Source organism: Kriegella aquimaris (assembly GCF_900103215.1).
GTDB classification, from domain to species: domain Bacteria; phylum Bacteroidota; class Bacteroidia; order Flavobacteriales; family Flavobacteriaceae; genus Kriegella; species Kriegella aquimaris.
Window position 1 is genome coordinate 113,961 of the sequence record NZ_FNGV01000008.1, and the last position, 19,660, is coordinate 133,620.

Annotated in this window: 18 protein-coding genes; 1 reads left to right on the plus strand and 17 read right to left on the minus strand. The window is 40.4% G+C overall.

The genetic code is table 11. The features are described 5' to 3' along the window. Nucleotides 1–2: 2 nt before the first annotated feature. The 9 genes from BLS33_RS15740 to BLS33_RS15780 are packed head-to-tail and all read right to left on the minus strand — an operon-like array spanning nucleotide 3 to nucleotide 8,320. A complete protein-coding gene (locus tag BLS33_RS15740) occupies nucleotides 3–437 on the minus strand; it encodes a hotdog family protein (protein WP_089891488.1) in 435 nt (144 codons plus the stop codon). After that, a complete protein-coding gene (locus BLS33_RS15745; protein ID WP_089891491.1) occupies nucleotides 438–1,571 on the minus strand; it encodes a dialkylresorcinol biosynthesis protein DarB in 1,134 nt (377 codons plus the stop codon). It lies immediately after the preceding gene. Next, entirely contained in the window at nucleotides 1,571–2,500 is a 930-nt protein-coding gene (locus tag BLS33_RS15750) for a flavodoxin family protein (protein ID WP_089891493.1), read from the minus strand. The genes BLS33_RS15745 and BLS33_RS15750 overlap by 1 nt, the downstream gene beginning before the upstream one ends. Next, a complete protein-coding gene (locus tag BLS33_RS15755) occupies nucleotides 2,497–3,393 on the minus strand; it encodes an LpxL/LpxP family acyltransferase (protein ID WP_089891496.1) in 897 nt (298 codons plus the stop codon). Before BLS33_RS15755 ends, BLS33_RS15750 begins: the two co-directional genes overlap by 4 nt. A gap of 18 nt (nucleotides 3,394–3,411) precedes the next feature. Then, the gene (locus BLS33_RS15760) at nucleotides 3,412–3,654 is read right to left on the minus strand and encodes an acyl carrier protein (protein ID WP_089891499.1); all 243 of its coding nucleotides are present in this window, start codon (nucleotides 3,652–3,654) and stop codon (nucleotides 3,412–3,414) included. After that, nucleotides 3,647–4,879 carry a beta-ketoacyl-[acyl-carrier-protein] synthase family protein gene (locus BLS33_RS15765; RefSeq protein WP_089891502.1) on the minus strand — a complete coding sequence of 411 codons (1,233 nt, stop codon included), beginning with the start codon at nucleotides 4,877–4,879 and terminating at the stop codon, nucleotides 3,647–3,649. Before BLS33_RS15765 ends, BLS33_RS15760 begins: the two co-directional genes overlap by 8 nt. A gap of 14 nt (nucleotides 4,880–4,893) precedes the next feature. Beyond that, on the minus strand, nucleotides 4,894–5,637 hold the full coding sequence (gene fabG, locus BLS33_RS15770; protein WP_089891505.1) for a flexirubin biosynthesis SDR family reductase FlxB: 744 nt from the start codon (nucleotides 5,635–5,637) through the stop codon (nucleotides 4,894–4,896). 18 nt (nucleotides 5,638–5,655) lie between these two features. Then, nucleotides 5,656–6,786 (minus strand): WG repeat-containing protein, encoded by a 1,131-nt coding sequence (locus BLS33_RS15775; RefSeq protein WP_089891887.1) that lies wholly within the window; start codon nucleotides 6,784–6,786, stop codon nucleotides 5,656–5,658. Nucleotides 6,787–6,790: 4 nt separating this feature from the next. Further along, entirely contained in the window at nucleotides 6,791–8,320 is a 1,530-nt protein-coding gene (locus tag BLS33_RS15780; protein ID WP_089891507.1) for a flexirubin biosynthesis tyrosine ammonia-lyase FlxA, read from the minus strand. A gap of 103 nt (nucleotides 8,321–8,423) precedes the next feature. Here BLS33_RS15780 and BLS33_RS15785 point away from each other — a divergent pair, with 103 nt between their 5' ends. Beyond that, nucleotides 8,424–9,665 carry an NAD(P)/FAD-dependent oxidoreductase gene (locus BLS33_RS15785; RefSeq protein WP_089891510.1) on the plus strand — a complete coding sequence of 414 codons (1,242 nt, stop codon included), beginning with the start codon at nucleotides 8,424–8,426 and terminating at the stop codon, nucleotides 9,663–9,665. A gap of 45 nt (nucleotides 9,666–9,710) precedes the next feature. Here BLS33_RS15785 and BLS33_RS15790 read toward each other — a convergent pair whose 3' ends face one another. The 8 genes from BLS33_RS15790 to BLS33_RS15825 all read right to left on the minus strand — a co-directional run bounded on the left by BLS33_RS15790 (nucleotide 9,711) and on the right by BLS33_RS15825 (nucleotide 19,653). Next, nucleotides 9,711–10,316 (minus strand): hypothetical protein, encoded by a 606-nt coding sequence (locus BLS33_RS15790; protein ID WP_089891512.1) that lies wholly within the window; start codon nucleotides 10,314–10,316, stop codon nucleotides 9,711–9,713. 131 nt (nucleotides 10,317–10,447) lie between these two features. Continuing rightward, entirely contained in the window at nucleotides 10,448–11,707 is a 1,260-nt protein-coding gene (locus tag BLS33_RS15795; RefSeq protein ID WP_245731495.1) for a serine hydrolase domain-containing protein, read from the minus strand. A 65-nt stretch (nucleotides 11,708–11,772) separates the two neighbouring features. After that, nucleotides 11,773–11,967, minus strand: coding sequence for a hypothetical protein (locus BLS33_RS15800; RefSeq protein ID WP_089891519.1), 195 nt, complete (start codon nucleotides 11,965–11,967; stop codon nucleotides 11,773–11,775). 69 nt (nucleotides 11,968–12,036) lie between these two features. After that, nucleotides 12,037–12,552: a ferritin gene (locus BLS33_RS15805; protein ID WP_089891522.1), complete on the minus strand. Its 516-nt coding sequence runs from the start codon at nucleotides 12,550–12,552 to the stop codon at nucleotides 12,037–12,039. A 55-nt stretch (nucleotides 12,553–12,607) separates the two neighbouring features. Beyond that, the gene (locus tag BLS33_RS15810; protein WP_089891890.1) at nucleotides 12,608–13,441 is read right to left on the minus strand and encodes a phosphatase PAP2 family protein; all 834 of its coding nucleotides are present in this window, start codon (nucleotides 13,439–13,441) and stop codon (nucleotides 12,608–12,610) included. Nucleotides 13,442–13,452: 11 nt separating this feature from the next. Further along, complete coding sequence (locus tag BLS33_RS15815) at nucleotides 13,453–15,576, minus strand: Tex family protein (protein ID WP_089891525.1); 2,124 nt, start codon at nucleotides 15,574–15,576, stop codon at nucleotides 13,453–13,455. Between the two features lie 135 nt (nucleotides 15,577–15,711). Next, nucleotides 15,712–17,805 (minus strand): methionine--tRNA ligase, encoded by a 2,094-nt coding sequence (metG, locus tag BLS33_RS15820; protein ID WP_089891529.1) that lies wholly within the window; start codon nucleotides 17,803–17,805, stop codon nucleotides 15,712–15,714. Nucleotides 17,806–17,934: 129 nt separating this feature from the next. Continuing rightward, nucleotides 17,935–19,653, minus strand: coding sequence for a DUF1501 domain-containing protein (locus tag BLS33_RS15825; RefSeq protein ID WP_089891534.1), 1,719 nt, complete (start codon nucleotides 19,651–19,653; stop codon nucleotides 17,935–17,937). Nucleotides 19,654–19,660: the final 7 nt, after the last annotated feature.

Here is a 19,660-nt window from a genome sequence, read left to right on the forward strand (position 1 = left end):
TATTATGCCAATGCAGTTTTCATTTCACTAAGGGCAATTATAGTTTCATTGCATTTAACTTCGGCCTGTACCAAAGTAATTCCCATTATACTGTGTAAAATGGTGACAGTCGTTATCAGTTCTTGACCAATTTTTGGCAAGGCCATGATTTCTACCTTTTTAATTGCTCCTATATATCCTGTTGGAGCAGGTTCTTTTTTTAAATAATACTCGTATCCAGTATGTAAGGCTACCGTTTGGGCCATATTCTCAATTAACCCTGGCGCATTGAAGATAGCGTTTTCCGTAAAGAGATTTTCTGCTGTTATAGAAAGTCCGGAAACTACTTGTTCCTGTGAAAAATAGAGTAATTTGTCTACCATCACGAAAGGTTTTTTTTGAGGGATTAGGTCAAGAAGAACACTTTCATCGGTTATGGCGTACGGGAGTAAATTCATTTAACATACGGTTAAGTAGGCGTATGTGTATGAAAATCTTGCACTTTCAGGAACGTGCAGCAATATTCGATCTCCTTTTTTTAATTTACCTGAATTTACCAATTCCTCCAACATGACATAAATGGATGCCGCCCCAACGTTGCCGACTTTCTGTAAGTTCAAGAACCATTTTTCCCAAGGCATCTCTATCCCCTGATTTTTCATTTCATCATATAAACCTTGCTTAAAGTAATAAGAAGAAATATGCGGAAGATAATAATCGACATCGTCAGGCGTAATATTATTTTTTTCGTAGGCCAATTTCAAACTGTCGACCCCTTTGACCAAGATATTGTCACCCAATAATCGGGTGTCTTGTTTCATGGCAAACAATGATTTTTTGCCCCATACTTCGGCGGGGTACTCACTCCATGGCTTTAAGTGGCCGTCAGGCAATTTGTCACCACCGGCGTACATACAGGTTTCCATTTCATGGGCATAAGAATAGCCCTCCATCCATTCTATTTTCAATGGAGTTTCTCCTTTCGGTTCGGGTTGCAATAAAACGGCGCCCGATCCATCGGATAACATCCAGCGTAAAAATTCTTTATTAAAAGCCAAGATGGGACTATCTTCCAATTCTTTCAAGTATTCTACTTCATTCTCGAAAACATCAGCTTTCATCCAAGAAGAAGTTCTTTCCGACCCTGCACAAACAGCATTAGCTACTTGACCAGTCATTACAGAGAGATAGCCGTATTTTAGGGCATTCATACCTGAACAACATGCGCCAGAAACAGAGTTGATTTCCATGTTCCGATTTTTTAGAAATCCGTGGACCATAGAGGCGTGGGAAGGCAATATTTGATCCGGACTAGAGGTGCCACACGACAGTAACTCAATATCTTTTGTGGTGAATTCTTCATCGCACAGGAGCTCTATGACTTCTTTAGTCAATTGCGCATTGTTGTGGGTGACCTGACCCTCATCATCAACCGCGTAATATCGGGTTTTGATTTGGTTGTTACGCAATACTATACGTCTGGCTTTAGAGGCTTTCCCGTTAATTATTCCCAGTATTTTTTCCATAAGATCGTTGTCAACGGGCCTATTGGGCAAAAACTTGGATATTCTAGTAATGTAAACGTCCTTCATCAATTATCCTTTAGTAAAACAGAGGAATAATAGCGTTTTTCCTTGTTTCTCTTTTGGTACATGGGCAAATAAGTGAGCAAAAATACAATAAAAACTATAGGGGTTATAACCCAGACCGCAAATAACAAATAATATTTGAATATTCCGATCCACTTCATTCTTTCGGGATCCCTGGGGCCTCCTTTTTTTATCAAGTGGTTCGCCCATTTTGAAAATACGATATTACCTCTTTCGTCGGTCATGACCAAAAAAGGATTGACTCGAACGGCATCTAAGGCCAGTAGTTCTTGTTGCAAACTTTCAAAATTATTGTTCAGTAATGCCGCTCGTATCGGTAAACCAAATTTTTCTGCGGCTCGAATATCGTTGTCGGAAACACCAGGTTTGGGGAATACACCTTTGTAACGGTCTTTTTTGCCTGAAAGCATCCAGTGCTCAATGGTGATGACACTAATGTGGTTAATGTGCCGATCGACCAAAGCGATATGGCCCACCAAATTTGCACCTACAGCTGCCAACAGCCTTTTCGTTTTTTCTTGTGCTTGGATCCACATGTTACGGCAAGCAACAACGGTAATTACGGGAGTGTTTTTTAATAACTTTTCAGCAGCATCCGATTTTAAAAAAGAATTTATGGGAATGGATGGGGTTAAATACCAAACTTGATATCCTAGAATAACAAGGTCATATTTGTTATTGAGTATTTCGGGGGGCACAGGCTTTAATTCCGTAGGAATTTGAAGAAAAGATTCAGGAAAAACTCCGTAGAACTTTTTTGAGTCCCAAGGGAATTCAAAAGGTTTTTTTGGTTCAATCTTTAAATAGGAGATATTTACTTGGTCTCCCCCTGCAATAGTCTTTGTAATATTATTGAGAATTTCGTGCAGTTGTCCTGTTTGGGAATAATAAATTACCAGTACTTGCTTCATTCGTTTTCTTTTGTGTTCCAAAAATTATAATAATTGAACCATTGCAAAGGATACTTTTTTAGTATCCAATCAACACTGTTTAAATAACTTTCGAGTAATGCCGGGGCATCCCTTTTTTTCACCTCTGCAGTTCTTGCATATAAATGATAATGTTTGCGAGTCTCTTTCATTACATATACGAAGAGCACCGGAACATCAAGGCGGGAACCTAACAGAAAGGGGCCAGCGGGAAAACGCGTGTCTTCTCCTAAAAAATTGGCAGTCAAGGTTTTTTGACCATCAAAATATCGGTCACCTGTAAAGCACACCAATTCTCCATTATCCAATGCATTCTTAATATCAAATATATGTGACATATCTTCCTTGACCAATATAAATTTGATTTTTGACTTGGAGGTAACACTTTCTAAGTATGATTTGATATTGGCATGTTCCGCATCGGTAGTGACCAGGCTGATCAATGATTCTGAGTCAAGGTCTTCAAGGTCTTCAAAGAAGTGCGCAGCCGTTTCAAAGTTGCCCACATGAGCACTGATCATAATGCCGCCCTGTTTTTTCTTCAGTAGGTTTTCTATACGTTCAATGCCATCAAATTCGTAGGTAAACCTATTGCGAAGACCTGAAGATATAGCTACTTTATCAATAATGGTCTGACCGAAAACAAAATAGCTCTTGTAAACGGAGTATAGGCTTTTAAAGGTCGAATATTTTCTTCTTTTTCGAAAGTAATAGTAGATAGAACGTGCACTGTCCCCGGAAAAGAAGCAGTAATAAAGGGCGACAAAATAAAGTAAAAAATAAGACGCTGGAAGGCCCAATTTCTTGATAAAGAAAATAAAAATTCTATAACCTAATACCGTGCCTCTGGATTTTCCTTTCCATTCCGTTGCCATTTCCCGTTTTTACGGTAATCAACCTAATTTTCGTTCGATAAGGTCATAAAAATCTTGAAGAGTGACCACATTAACGAAATCCTCGCCAGATAATTTCACCCCGAAGTTGCTTTCAACCGCAACGACAAGGTCGACAAAATCTAGACTGTCAAGTTCTAAAGTTTCCTTTAGGTTGGCCTCTGGAGCAATTTCATCTTCCTCAACCTCAAATTCATCAATGAGAAAGTCGTCTATTTTTTCAATGATAACCTCTTTATTCATCAGCAGCAAGCATTTTTTTTATAATCAATGCGGAATTGGTACCGCCAAATCCGAATGAATTGGACAAAAATACGTCAATTTTTTTATTTAAGGTTTTCTTAACTAAGTTTAATTTGGCCGCATCTTCATCGGGTTCGTCTAAATTTATGTTCGGAGCGATGAACGAATCTTGCATCATAATCATAGAATAGATGATTTCACTCGCCCCTGCCATCCAACATTCATGTCCGGTCATCGATTTGGTCGAACTTATGTAAGGTGCACTTTCACCGAAGACTTGATATAGTGCTTTGGCTTCATTGGCATCTCCTACTGGCGTAGAGGTGGCATGGGCATTTACATAATCAATGCTGCTTGCCTCAATGCCCGCATCTTTTAGTGCGTTAGTCATGGCTCTTGCCGGACCTTCAACATTCGGTGTCGAGATATGTTCGCCATTGCTGGAAAAACCATAACCGACGATTTCGCCAAGAATGGGCGCACCTCGTTCAAGGGCAGATTCAAGACTCTCGACAATTACCGTGGCGCCCCCGCCGCTGGGCACAAGGCCGTTTCTTTTACGATCGAACGGACGTGAAGCTTTTTCAGGATTTTCGATATCTGTAGCAAATACACCCAAACCATCAAAACTTGCCATGGCAAAGTGATTAATTTCTTGAGCTCCCCCGCAGATGATGCAATCTTGCATTCCGCTTTTTACCAAATGATAGGCCATTCCAATAGCGTGGGAACCACTTGCACAGGCTGCACTGATGGTAAGGTTGATACCCCTTAATTTGAAAATGGTAGAAAGATTCATGGTGATAGATGAGTTCATGCCTTTGAATATGGCCCCAGAACCTACCAATGTTGTATCTTTTTTTTCTCGAACAATATCTATGGACTCTATAACCGATTTTGCCGTGCTGTCATTGCCATAAATAATGCCGACTTCATTCTTGTCAAAAAATGATTGGGACAATTTGGCGTTTTCAATGGCTTCCATCGTGGCAACATAGGCAAAGGCGGCTTCTTCGCCCATACTGATTCTTTGTCGTCTTGTAAGCAGTGCTTTTAAGTCTGGAGCTTCTACCATGCCGGTCAGCGGAGATCGATAGCCAAAGGCCTTCCTTTGTTCATCAAAGACAATTCCGGATTTCCCTTCATAGAGGGATGTTTTTACCTCTTTCAAGTTTTTTCCGATACACGAATAAATTCCCATCCCCGTAATCACCACTCGCTTCATCTGTCAAAATCATTTTAGGAGTAGATGCCCCCATTAATGTTCACCACTTCACCGGTAATATAAGATGCATTTTTGGAAACTAAAAACGAAACCAAGTGTGCCACTTCTTCGGGCTTGCCGAATCTATTGCTCGGAATCATTTTTTTAAGTTCTTTTTCGTTAAGTTCGCTTGTCATGTCGGTTTTGATAAATCCTGGTGCAACTGCATTTACTGTAACGTTTCTTTTGGCTACTTCTTGTGCAAGTGCTTTGGTCGCTGCAATAATGGCTCCTTTGGCAGCTGAATAATTGGTTTGTCCAGGGGTGCCCTTCAACCCGGAAACCGACACCAAATTGACAATCCTTCCGTAACGGTTCACCAATAATTTCTGTATCAAATGATTGGTAACATTGAAAAAGCCATTTAAACTTGTATCAATAACGTCAGACCAGTCTTCTCGGCTCATCCACATGAAAAGCCCATCTTTAGTAATTCCTGCATTGTTTATAATGACTTCGATGACAGCTTCTTTGTGGTTATCTTGCCATTGGTCGAGGCCTTTTTTGACCGCATCGGCATCGGTAACGTTGAATTGTAATAATTCGCCAGAGCCTCCTGCTTCCTCTACCTGTTTTAGACTTTGCTCGGCGGCTTCAATATTTTTATTGTAATTAATAAGAATTTTGTAGTCGAAATCTTTGGCCAATTGCACACATATTGCTCGGCCTATTCCCCTCGACCCACCGGTAACCAGTGCGTATTTTGTTTTGTTTTCCATGTAATAATTTGCAAGAATCTATTGCGAAGTATCGACAAAATTTTCAGCGTTCTTATACCATTGATCGCCTATAACTTTTCCTTTTTCGTCAAGAAATCCCCAACCTTTTTTAGTTTTTATCCGAGCCAGTCCATCGATAAAACCTTTGTCTTCACCGCTTTGAAAAAATGCAAAGCCTACCGATATATCATATTCGGCGGGTATGACCAGTGATCCTGATTTATTGACAAACCCCCAATCTTTTATTTTCACCGGTGCCAGGCCGTTATCAGCGAATATTTCAGCGTCTTTGTACTCAAAACTGATGACTTCTTCACCTTTCTCGTTGATGTAGCCCCAACTTTTGCCATTGGCTACAGGTGCCAACCCGTTTTTAAATGCTCTGGCCTTGTCAAACCTGGGTTCGATAACCCATTCGCCCTTGTTGTTGAGAAACCCCATTTTTTTATTACTTCTGGCGTATGTGAGGGTAGATCCATCCCTGAAATCCCAAACTTTGTCTATGCCTGAAACAACCTTAAGATTGCCATCAACGAAAATACCCAAATCTTCTCCTTTTTTTCCCCAGAGCCCATTTTTGTTATAACGGCCGATTTCATCGTACTCCGTGGGGATGGTCAGTTCCCCCTTCTTGTCAATCATGCCCCAGAGTTCGCCATTTCTTACCTTGGCACGGCCATCCCAGAAATTTTTAATCTCGTCGAACTTAGGTTCCAAGATGAATTTTCCATCGGTTCCCAAAAGGCCTATTTTATCCTCTTTTCTAAAAATAGCGACGCCATCATTGAAATCATAGTATTTATCAGGTACGGGTGTCTCTAAAACCTTTCCTGAAGCGTCAATATAGTTCCATTGGTCGTCTTTTAAGACCAACGCAATTCCGGAATTGAAATCTTTTACCCGGTCATATTCCGGTTGAATGGCCCATTCCCCTGAGGTGTTGATATACCCCCATTTTCCATCTTTCTCGGCGCCGGCAAATTTTCCGGAAAAGCTCAGCGCTTTTTCGAATTTAGGCTGAATAACATATTCTCCTGATTGATCAATATAGCCTACAAGGTCTTTTTCTTTGACCATGGCCAATTTTTGTGCCTGCACTAAATAGGTGCTAAGAAATAAGGCAATAAATAGAATTTGTAGCGCTTTCATTGTTTTATTTGTTTTGATGGTTAATAATATAGTTCTTGACTTCATTAACATAAGGATACATTACTACATCCTCTTCAAAGGGGGGAACTATCATTCTAATCGCATCGTACATGTTTTTGGTTTTGGAAGAAACTTTGTCTTGAACCTTCAAATATTCAATAGCCTGAACTATAGTGATAAGATGAATGGCCATGACTTCAAAACCGTTTTCGATTACTTTTTTGGTAATCAATGCCGCATTGGTGCCCATGCTTACAATATCTTGGTTGTCGTTGTTGTTCGGTATGCTATGTACATACATGGGGTTTGAGAGCATTTGGTTCTCGGCGGTAGTCGAGGTGGCGGTAAACTGAACGCCCTGCATACCGAAATTCAACCCTAGTTTGCCGAGGTTTACAAAGGGCGGAAGGATGTCATTCAATTTTGAGTTCATCAAATAGTTCAGTTGCCTTTCGGCCAACATCGTCATTTTAGTGACCACGATTTTAAGTTTGTCCATTTCAAGTGATACATAATCCCCATGAAAATTACCACCATGGTATACATTTTGGTCCTCTACATTGACAATAGGGTTGTCATTTGCTGAATTTACCTCCTCGATCATTGTAGCCTCTACATTGTTCAGGGTATCTAAAATAGGTCCTAAGATTTGAGGTACACAACGCAGTGAATAGTATTCTTGAACTTTCTCCTCGAATACGGTAACACCATTATTGTCGGTATATAAGTGGTGTTCACGTTTGCGTGTAAGGGTACTATCTTTCAGGTGACTGCGCATTGCTCGCGCAATTTCCCGTTGCCCAAGGTGTCTTTTGGTCTGGTTGAGATTTTTAGACAAATGGTCGTCATATGCCTGAACGATTTCGTTGATTGCCGAAGAACAAGCAATCATCCATTCCAACAACCTTCTTGTGTAAATGGTGTTGACTACACCAATTCCCGTCATGACCGAAGTACCGTTAATCAATCCTAACCCTTCCCGAATCTCAACGGTAATAGGTTCAAGGTTCTCTGCTTCAAAGACCTCTTGGGTGGATTTTCTTTCCCCTTTATAAAAAACCTCGCCTTCGCCGATAAGTACTAGTGCCAAATGGGCCAATTGTACCAAATCTCCACTAGCACCGACCCCACCATGCTCATAAATCAAAGGAATTATATCTTTATTTATCAATTCGGTCATTAAGGAAATAACCGATGTGTGTACCCCTGAATTGCCTAAACTTAAGGTGTTTAAACGCGCAAGCATTGCCGCCTTGACATATTTCGGGGGTATAGGGTTGCCCGTGCCCGATGCGTGGCTTCGAATCAGGTTATACTGCAATTGAATTCTTTCCGAATCTTTAATCTTATACTGTGCCATCGGGCCGAAACCCGTGTTTACACCATATATCACTTTGTTTTTCGAAAATTCTTTAAGAAAATCAAAACTCTTTTGCACAGTTTCAAAGACCTTTTTGTCAACTGAGATAGGTTCATCTTCAAAAATAACTTTGTAAAAATCCTCTATCTCTAACTTTCCTTTTATTTTTGGCATTTATGATTGGATCAAGCTTATATAAGCATCAATTTATAAATAAAATTAGTTAATTTGGTTTGCAAATTTATAATAATTAACGAATCTATATTTTATTGAAGGGATGAATAATGAAAAGGTGGAGGTATTAATTATTGGGGCGGGGCCTTCAGGCTGTGTTGCTGCTGCTTATTTGTTTAATCAGGGACTAAAAATTAAAGTTGTCGAGAAGAGTAAATTTCCTCGATTTGTAATTGGTGAAAGCCTTTTGCCTAGATGCATGCATCATTTCGAGGAGGTGGGTTTGTTGCCCTGTCTCGAAAAACAGAAATTTGAAATTAAGGCAGGCGCCCGGTTTATGAAGAACGGTCAAATTTGCAATTTCGATTTTTCAAAGAAACATACTTCGGGTTGGGATTGGACTTGGCAGGTACCCCGTGCAGATTTCGATAAGACCTTAACGGATACGCTTATAGAACGCGGTGTCGAAATTGCCTTTGAGCAAGAGGTCGTTGATGTGGCCTTTACCGATCAAGAAGCCATCACAACAATTAAAGATAAAGAAGGCCAAGAGTTTCAGGTCTCAGCGAAATATATTATTGATTCCAGTGGTTTCGGTCGTGTATTGCCCCGGTTGCTTGATTTGGAAAAACCCTCTACGATACCCGAACATTCTTCGATTTTTACACATGTTAAAGAGGAGAATAGGCCCAAAGGAAAAGAGGGTACGTTGATCACCTTTGATGTAATCGATACTGACACCTGGTTGTGGGTTATTCCTTTTTCAAATGGATACACCAGTATTGGCTATGTTGGGAAAACGGAATATTTGGAGTCTTTTGAAGGCGATAACAGCCAAAAACTTAGGACTATGATGAAGTTGTCGGGCTATTATAATGACCGATTTGAGCGTCTGGAGTATGAGTTTGAGCCTAAAATGATAAAGAATTTCTCGAAATCGGTAAAACAGTTATATGGGAAGCGTTTTGTGCTTACCGGTAACAGCGCTGAATTTTTGGATCCCGTTTTTTCCTCTGGTGTAACTTTTGCTACAGAATCGGCACTCTTGGCGGCCAAATTGATTACACGGGAATTGCGAGATGAAAAAGTCGATTGGGAAATTGAATATTCGCAATATATCAAAGAAGGAGTCGGCGTTTTTGCTACTTATGTGAAGGAATGGTATACTGGAAACCTTCAAAAAATATTTTTTCACAAACAAGAAAACACAATAATCAAAGCGCAGATTTGTGCTGTTTTGGCAGGGTATGTTTGGGACAAGACCAATCCGTTTGTGAAAAACCACTCTCGATTGGTTAAAACGGTTGCCCATATTACGGATATGGAAACAGAGGGAAAGGTATAGCTTAACTGAAGATTTTATTACTTATTCGTAGCTTAGTGAGTAATATCAAAAAGCTTTCTTCAGAATCAATTTTGCGAATGATTTTCCTGTTTTGGCATACCCTTCACCAATGCGGTCTTCATTGCTAAAGCTACTGCCCCATTGGTCTCCTGGAGCTTCTTTACTGGTGATTTCGGCAAGAACATTGCTTTTGTTCGCTGTTTCGACAAACTTCAGTAAGGTAGTTACTTTTGCAGGTTGCTTCATAACGCCTGCATCCCAACCTGGATAAACCCAAACAGTCTCAACAATTAGTGTATATGGCGAATCGGTTAAATCTTCAGCAAAATAAATTCCATGATCTTCATGAAAATATCGATTCATTAGTTCAAGAAATTTTGGGGCGTATATCAATTCTCTACTTGCATACCAGCTTTTTTCCCAAGATGTGCCCTTACCTTTAGTTTTTTCTTCCAATTCGGCAGCATGCTCCGTTACATATTGCTCGTTGGTAAGGTTCTTCTTAAGTAGGGTCATATTATCGTAAACGAATTCAACGTTTACTTCTTTTTGACCCTTTAAAAAATCAAATTCGCCTTGTGCGATTTTTAGTTTTTGGGCATTGATACCGGTACAGACCAAAATTAATAGTAGTGTCAAGTGTTTCTTCATAATTGTAGTTAATTTGTATGTTAGTGTTTTAATGGTATTCGGTTATAAAGGTTAACAAATTGAAACAAGAGAACGGGCATTCTAAAAAAATATTCTAGAATCAATAGCGAATTTGGTACGTTAGTGGTTTTTTAATCGTCAATGGCTGAAAAGACCATTTGTCTAAATTTCCAGCCCGTTTGGTCATTTACAGGTCCTTGGGTCTGTTTCATTAAGATGCCGATTATATTTTCTTCGGGATCGGCAAAATATTGGGTATTAAAGTATCCTCCCCAATCAAAGGTTCCCGTGCTCCCTTGTCCTCCAGCATCTTGACCGTCGGATGTCACTACACCAAAGGCGAGTCCGTAATGTTTCAGCCCATTACCGAACTTATCGGCTGTTTGGTTGCCCATAATACTTTGCACCGTGGTACGGCTAAGAATTCTTTTTCCATTCAATTCTCCTTCGTTCAAATACATTTGCAAAAAGGTGGCATAGTCTTTTGCGGTACTTGAAAGTCCGGCGCCACCTGAGAAAAACCGTTTGGCTCCTTTTATAGGGTAGTCGATCTCAAATCTTGAATCTTCGAACCTCTCCCATTCTTCGTCTTCATTTTTTGACTGAACAGAGACTAAACGATTGTGTTTCGCTTTCGGAAGGTAGAACCACGTATCGTTCATGCCCAATGGGTCGAAAATACGGGTTCGCAGAAATTTATCAAATGGCACTCCCGAAATCACTTCAATAAAATAGCCTAGCACATCCAAGCCTTCACTATAAGTGAATTTTTCACCCGGTTCATGATGTAGTGGAAGCCGAGATAGCTTTTTAATGTTTTCCCCAATACTAATATTCTCTGAAGTGAAAGCGTCAACAACCCCCGCTTTCTGGTATATTTTTCTAAAACGGTCATCACCATCAATCATTCCGTAACCAATGCCGGAGGTATGCGTGATTAAATCACGAATTGTTATTTGGTTTTTCGCAAGTTTTGTAGAATAGGTAGAGTCAGATTCGTTAAACGTATCCAGTATCTCGGCTTTTCCGAATTCGGGGAGATATTTGGAAATAGGGTCATCCAATTTAAATTTCCCTTCTTCCCAGAGCATCATCACGGCTGTGGATGTAATGGCCTTGGTTTGAGATGCAATTCTAAAAATGGCATCTTTCTCCATTGCTTTCTTAGATTTGTTGTCGGCCATGCCGTAGGCATTGTGAAAAACTATTTTCCCATTTCTGGCAATAAGCGCTACAACGCTCGGTACTTCTCCGTCTGAAATTGCTTTTTGGAGCATAGCATCGATGCGCATTAACCTTTCGGGAGACATACCCTCTTCGTTATTTGCTGCTGAAAGGGGAGGTGAAGACTGTTTTGAAATTGTCTGTGCACTTGTCTGAAAAAAAGACAAACAAACAATAATGAAAAACAGAAAATTTCTGGTAATCGAATATGAAAAAAAGAAAGTATGGAGGTTTAAGCTACCTTTTTTAGAAGGTCGAAACATGGACAACGCCCACAACGTTTGGATTCGCATTTTTTATATTTTTTGCAACATTTAGTTTTACAACCTTTGGGAACCATCTCTTTAAGAACTGCTTTACGTTCTTTTTTCAAAGATTTTTTGGCTTTCTTTTCTTCTTTCTTGGCTGCTTTTTTCTTTTTGCCCATGATGCAATTTTTCCAAACGCACCAAAAATACTATTTTAAATCAATCTAAATAAAAGATATTTGTTAAATTTAATTAGGTGTATCGGCGGCGCTGTTGGCTGTAATTTGCTGAACATCACGGTCGAAAAGATAGAGGCCGCCTTTGTCGTCACCTATAAGATTAATCTTGTCTAGAATGGTTCGTGCCAATGCTTCTTCTTCAATTTGTTCTGCCACATACCATTGTAGAAAATTATGGGTGGCATAATCTTTCTCTTCCAAAGAAATATGTACCAAGTCGTTGATGCTGGCGGAAACCAAAATTTCATGGTCTAGTAACTCCTTGAACATTTTTTGAAAGGTGCCAAATTCGGTTTTAGGTTGGGTTAGATCCGATATCTGGGCGTGACCGCCCCTTTCATTGACATATTTTATGAGTTTGAGCATGTGCAATCGTTCTTCATCCGATTGTGTGTACATGAACTTTGCAATTCCACCTAAACCCTTAACTTCGGCCCATGAGGCCATGGAGAGATAAATTTGTGACGATTCGGCCTCAATCCTAATTTGCTTGTTTAATGCCTTTTCCAACTTTTTAGACAACATAAAAAATGATTTTGTCTAAAGTTACAAATTATTGATTACCATAATGTAGGTGCCATCAGAAATGTATGGCAAGACCCATTTGACCGGGACCAAAATTGAGGTTCCAACTTAAATTTTTAGAACCATCATTGTATTTCTTATCGTATTTCGCATCTAAATACCGGTCGATTGATTCAACAGTGAAGATGCTAATGGCAATTCCTATGGCAAAATCGGTAACCCAATGTTGGCGATCCCAAACACGGGAAACTCCTGGGATCAAACCGACTAAATAGATTCCCGATTTTACCCAGGGACTTTTAAACTGCTTGGCGATGGCATAGGCATTTGTAAACGCCATAATGGTATGGCCAGAGGGGAAGGAATGAAAATTTCTACTGTCACTAAAAGGCATGAATGTATCCTTGGTTTTGCCACTTACTGGTCGGGCCCTACCCACCGATGACTTCAAAATTTGTTGTAAAAGCCCCGCGGCCGTAGCCGACGATATCAGAAGTACCCCTGTTCTTCGTAATTTTTCGTTTTTTGTTATTAGACCAGTTAAGTAGACTCCTGAAGTAACCATGTAATTGTTTTCAGGGTTGCCATAGAATTCACCATAGTCTCTTATAAACTGTGGTACGCTTTCCCGTTGGTTGCTTATAAAACGAGATGAGTCGTCGTCTAGAAGATAAAGTACTCCAGTGCCTGCAACCACCCCTCCAAAAGTTTTCCATTGTTTTCCTTTCCAGTGTAGCGGCCTACTGTACGAATAGCCAACGCCTTTGATAATATTACCAAAATCGTATTTGAACATGCTCCAACGTGTCTCTGAATTGTCATTTAAAGTATCTTGACAGAACAAGGAGACCGATGAAGCGAGAAATAGAATAGTTAAAAGGTTTTTCATAACCATCGAATTTACTGATGCATTGCCAACTGAATTCGCTTTCTAGCTACGTCTACCGACAAAACTTTTACTATTACCTGCTGGTGTAGATGTACATGTTCGTTTACATCTTTAACAAAGCTATTCGATAGGTTGGAAATATGAATGAGTCCACTTTCTTTAATGCCAATATCGACAAAACAGCCAAAGTTGGTGATGTTATTTACAATTCCCGGTAGTAATTGCCCTTCTTGAACGTCGGTTATCGCCCGAATATTTTGATTGAATGCAAATACCTTTGCTTTTTCGCGCCGATCCAATCCCGGTTTTTCCAATTCTTCCAAAATATCTTTCAGTGTGGGCAACCCAATACTATCGGTACAATATAAATTTAGGTCAATATTTTGCAATATAGATTTGTTGCTGATTAATTCTGTGAGAACGACACCCTTATCTTTGGCCATTTTTTCTACTACAGCATAGCTTTCAGGATGCACGGAAGAATCGTCCAGAGGATTTTTAGCTTCTTTAATCCGTAAAAACGCGGCACCTTGCTCAAAAGCTTTTGCGCCCAAACGTGGTACTTTTCTAATTTGAGAGCGACTTTTGAATGCACCGTTCTCATTGCGATAATTGAAGATGTTCTCAGCCAGTTTCGGGCCAATACCCGATACGTAGCTCAATAAGGGAACACTTGCTGTGTTAATATTTACCCCAATGGCATTCACACAGCTTTCTACCACAGAATCTAATGAGGTCTTTAGTTTTGTTTGATCCACATCATGTTGATATTGGCCAACTCCAATCGATTTGGCGTCAATTTTGACGAGTTCGGCCAAGGGATCGGCCAATCTACGTCCAATGGAAACGGCACCTCTAACGGTAACATCATAATTTGGGAATTCGTCACGGGCAATTTTTGATGCGGAATAAATGGAAGCGCCGGCCTCGCTGACAACAAAGACTTCTATGGGGTTCTTAAATGATATGCGTTTTATCAGGCGTTCCGTTTCTCGGGATGCCGTACCGTTACCAATAGCGATTGCCTCTATCTTATAGGCATCGGCCAATGAACTTATTTTTTTTATGGCTCCAGAACTATCATTTTTTGGGGCATGCGGATAGATAGTTTCATTATGTACTAAATCTCCTTGGGCTGTTAAGCAGACGACTTTACAACCGCTTCTGAACCCAGGGTCAATGGCCAGAATGCGCTTTTCGCCTAAAGGGGCGCCGAGCAAAAGTTGTTTTAGGTTTTTAGAAAATACTTGAATGGCATCTATATCGGCTTTTTCTTTGGCCTTTTTTAAAAGCTCATTCGATAGCGAAGGAAATAATAGGCGCTTGTATGTATCTTCAATTGCTTGATTGATGTGCTCCGTACAGGGTCCTTTTGATTTTAAAAGGCGTTGCCGTATTTTTTCAATAGCGCTTTCATCATCTATTTCAATTTTGACACGTATGAATTTTTCGTTTTCCGCGCGCAGAATGGCCAATAGTCGGTGTGAAGGACAACGGTTTATAGGTTCGCTCCAATCAAAATAATCCCTGAATTTCTGGGCTTTTTCATCCTCTTTTTTTGTGGAGATTACTTTGGTGGTTATCTGACCTAATTTTTCCAGTTGATGCCGAATCTGATTTCTGATATCACTACGTTCATTTATCCATTCGGCTATAATATGACGTGCGCCTTCAAGGGCTTCTTCTTTATTTTCGATGTTTTTATTCAAATATCTTGAGGCAATAGCATCAATATCGGTAGCATTTTGGACCATAACGATTTTGGCCAGTGGCTCCAATCCATTTTTTAGGGCGGTTTCCGCTTTTGTCTTTCGTTTTTTCTTAAAAGGAAGGTATAAATCTTCCAAAGAAGTTAAATCTGCCGATTGTTGAAATTTTTGGCGAAGCTCAGTAGTAAGTAAGCCTTGTTCTTCGACAGCTTTAATAATGGAATCCTTTCGTTTTTCCAAAGATTCAAATTGACTCTTGAAATTTAGGATGGCCCCCACTTGCACTTCATCCAAATTACCCGTGCGCTCTTTGCGATAGCGCGAAATAAAAGGAATGGTACAATCTTCATTGAGTAGGGTCACCGTATTCTGAATGCTCTTTTCAGGGAGATTGGTGTGATTGGAAATATATTTGAGAAGTTGCATAGGCCCTGGTTCAATTAGTGAATTCGACGAAGTAGGGTCATTCTGTGAAGACCCTGTAGAAAGCCTGATGTCAGATGCAATTCTTACAACCGGCTCGCTTTATTACGATGCTTGATCAATGAATATACCCGCAAACTAATTGATGCCTTCCCCATTCCCGACATTCTCTTCATCAGGATTTAAAAACACCAATTTGCCATCTGTGTTTTCGGTCATCAAAATCATTCCCTCACTTTCAACGCCACGGAGCGCTCGAGGAGCCAAATTGACCAATACGGTCACTTTTTTACCGACGATGTCTTCGGGCTCGAAACTTTCGGCAATACCCGAGACGATAGTGCGGGTGTCAATACCGGTATCTACTTTCAATACCATTAATTTCTTTGTCTTCGGCATTTTTTCGGCTTCCAAAATTGTGCCGACACGCATGTCTATTTTAGTGAAATCATCAAAGTTGATTGTATCTTTTTGTGGCATTACTACTTTATTTTCGTTTTCGTTCGCTTTTTTGGTAGCCTCTAGCTTATTAAGCTGAGCTTGAATTTCCTCATCCTCAATTTTTCTAAAAAGGAGTTCCGATGGTCCAATTTTATGATTGGATGGAAGCAAAGCCTCTTTGGTGGGAACGTCTTGCCAGGTTGAAACTTCATCCTCGGTCAACGTAGAATTTAGAATGTTTTTTAATTTATTCGAGGTAAACGGTAAAAAGGGTTCACTTAAGATAGCCAAACCTGTAGCAATCTGAAGGGCCACAAACATGATTGTCTTCACCCGGTCTTCATCTTGTTTGATGACCTTCCAAGGTTCTTCATCGGCCAAATATTTATTACCCAAACGGGCCAAATTCATCAATTCTTGTCCTGCTTCCCGAAAACGATAGCGCTCCAAAGAATCGGATATGGTTTGTGGAAATTTTCTAAGTTCTTGCAAAGTTGCCAGATCGACTTCAGAAAAATTTGAAGGCTCCGGAACTATTCCTTCATAATATTTTTGGGTCAAAACCACGACACGATTAATGAAATTTCCGAAAATGGCAACCAATTCATTATTATTTCGGGCTTGAAAATCTTTCCAAGTAAAATCGTTATCCTTGGTTTCTGGGGCGTTTGCGGTCAAGGTATAGCGCAGTACGTCTTGCATATCCGGAAATTCCTCTAAATACTCGTGCAACCAGACTGCCCAGTTTTTACTAGTGGAGAGTTTGTTGCCTTCTAGATTCAAAAATTCATTGGCCGGAACATTGTCGGGCAAAATGTAATCGCCGTGCGCCTTTAAAATTGCAGGGAAAATGATGCAGTGAAAAACGATGTTGTCCTTGCCGATAAAATGCACCAATTTAGTGTCTTCCGATTTCCAGTAGGGCTCCCAATCTTTATCATTCTTTTCTGCCCACTCTTTGGTTGATGAAATATAGCCAATGGGCGCATCGAACCATACGTAGAGTACCTTGCCCTCTCCGCCTTTGACAGGAACGGGAATGCCCCAATCAAGGTCCCGGGTTACGGCTCGTGGCTCCAATCCGCCGTCGATCCAAGATTTGCACTGCCCATAGACATTGGGTTTCCAGTCCGATTTATGTCCTTCCAGAATCCATTTTCTTAAAAAATCCTCGTAGCGATTTAAGGGTAGAAACCAGTGTTTGGTTTCCTTTAAAGTAGGAATTCCACCGGTAATGGTAGATTTCGGATTGATTAAATCGGTAGCATTCAACGAAGACCCACAATTTTCGCACTGATCGCCATAGGCTTCGTCATAACCACATTTCGGACAAGTACCAATTACAAAACGATCGGCCAAGAACTGTTTGGCTTCATCATCATACAATTGTGCTGTAGTTTCTTCGATAAAATCGCCTTGGTCGTACAATTTTTTAAAGAAATCGGAAGCTGTTTGATGATGTATCGGGGCAGAGGTACGGGAATAGTTATCAAAGGTGATACCGAAGTCTACAAATGATTTCTTAATAATACCGTGGTATTTGTCAATGATATCTTTTGGGGTTACCCCTTCCTTTTTGGCCTTCATCGAAATGGCCACTCCATGTTCATCGCTTCCCCCAACAAAAACGACATCTTGCCCCGTCAGGCGTAAGTAGCGGACATAGATATCGGCAGGAACGTAAACTCCGGCCAAATGACCGATATGAATAGGACCATTGGTGTATGGCAGTGCGGCGGTGACAGTATATCTACTGGCCTTTGAAAGGGCATTTTTTGTGGTTTCAGGCATCAAAAGTGAATTAGGCCACAAAAATAGCGTTTTTTACAAGGGAACAAACCTTCATAAAACTAAAAAGTAAAACCTCCAGCAATACCGCAATCGTTATTGTTGAAGGTTTTAAAGAGATCGGGGGCGAATTTAAGCCAGCATTACAGATTTGCTCATTTTATGATCTTGTACTTGAATTCTATAAATATATTTTCCAGCTGCTAAGTACAATGGCATTTTTTCACGAATATTAATTTCTGTTGATCCTTCCATCATAATCTCATTAAAGACCGTACCCATATTTTGACCAAGAATATTGTACAATTGAATATCTACATGGGCGCTAAACGGCATTTCCAAATAAATATGTGGGTTGTTTTCTACAGGATAGAAGGGTCGGTGAACGATGCCGTTCAAGGCATCAGGTGTTTGTTCGATAGGATCTTCGGGATTATCAGAATCTGGATCTGGCTGCGTAGGCAATGTTGGTTGTCCATCACTGTAAACAATGTCGGGGAAATCAGTTCCACTACAGTTAAACCCTAGATTTACAGGTGTATAGGGGTGGTCTAGTAGATGTTGTTCTACCAAGGGTATATCTACACAAAGCCATTCGGCCATTACCGTAGCATAAAGATCTCTAAAATCCATGGTATATTCTAAATTGCCACGTCCATTAGGGTTGTCCAATGAAGAGTGTTCCCCTACAAAAGCACTCCCATTCAGACCTGAACCAAAAAATAAGGTCGGGGCCGCCTTACCGTGATCGGTACCATTAGAACCGTTCTCGAATATACGTCTTCCGAATTCAGAGAAGGTCATACTCAGTACTTTATCATCTTGTTGTGTAAAGGCAATGTCGTCGTAAAAATTATCTATGGCCACCGATAGGTTTGTCATCAGGCGTTCATGGGTCTGTGTTTGATTGCCGTGGGTGTCAAAGCCCCCCATTGATATCATATAAACCTTGGTTCCCAAATTTCCTTTTATCAATCGGGCCAAAAGGGCCAATTGTCTAGCGAAACCGTTATCTTGATATTCTACTTGATTTTGTCCGCGTTCATAGGCTTCGTGTATCAAGCCTGAATATTCATAGGTAGTATTGGCAACACCCCTCAAAAATTGTAATTGATCACCATACATACAGCTATCGAACAATGCATCTTCCATTCCATAAACGACACCTGATTCGGCTATTTCTTCTAATTGATCTACATTGGAGGTCACAAACGCATAGTTGGTTTCCTCACCTTGAAAAACCAAACTTCCATATTGTCCAATTTGTATAGCAGCTGGTGCTGGCGGTGGGGTCATTAAATAATCTGGGAATAAATTCTCAAAATGGCGACCCATCCACCCCGTGTTTAAACCACTAAACCCGGTAGAAGTCAAATCGGTGTTGGCAAAAATGTCGGAACCAGTGAAATGTGATAAACTTTGATTTTCGTAACCTACACCATGAACAGCCTTAAATTGACCTTCTTCCCACATGGGTTGTAATGATTTCATATAGGAGGGCACTCCGTATTCGTCGGTTAGCCTCAAGACCTTACTTTCGGGAATATAGATGTTCGGTCGCGCATTGGCATATGAATCATACTGATTAATAGGAATAACGGTACTTAAACCATCATTACCTCCGGAGAGTCGTATCAAAATTAAAATATTGTCTGTTTCTGCTGCCGCAATGGCCGAAGTCAATGCGGAAGGTGCCGAAGCGGTCAAAAAATTGCTGCCCATCATCATGGATCCTGAACCGGCAATGCCCAAGGCTTGAAGAAACGATCGTCTGCTCCAAGTTTTGTGTTCGAGATCGTGACCATCATGGTCTATGCCTTTATGGGGGGTAGTATGATTGCTATCGCACATAGTATGT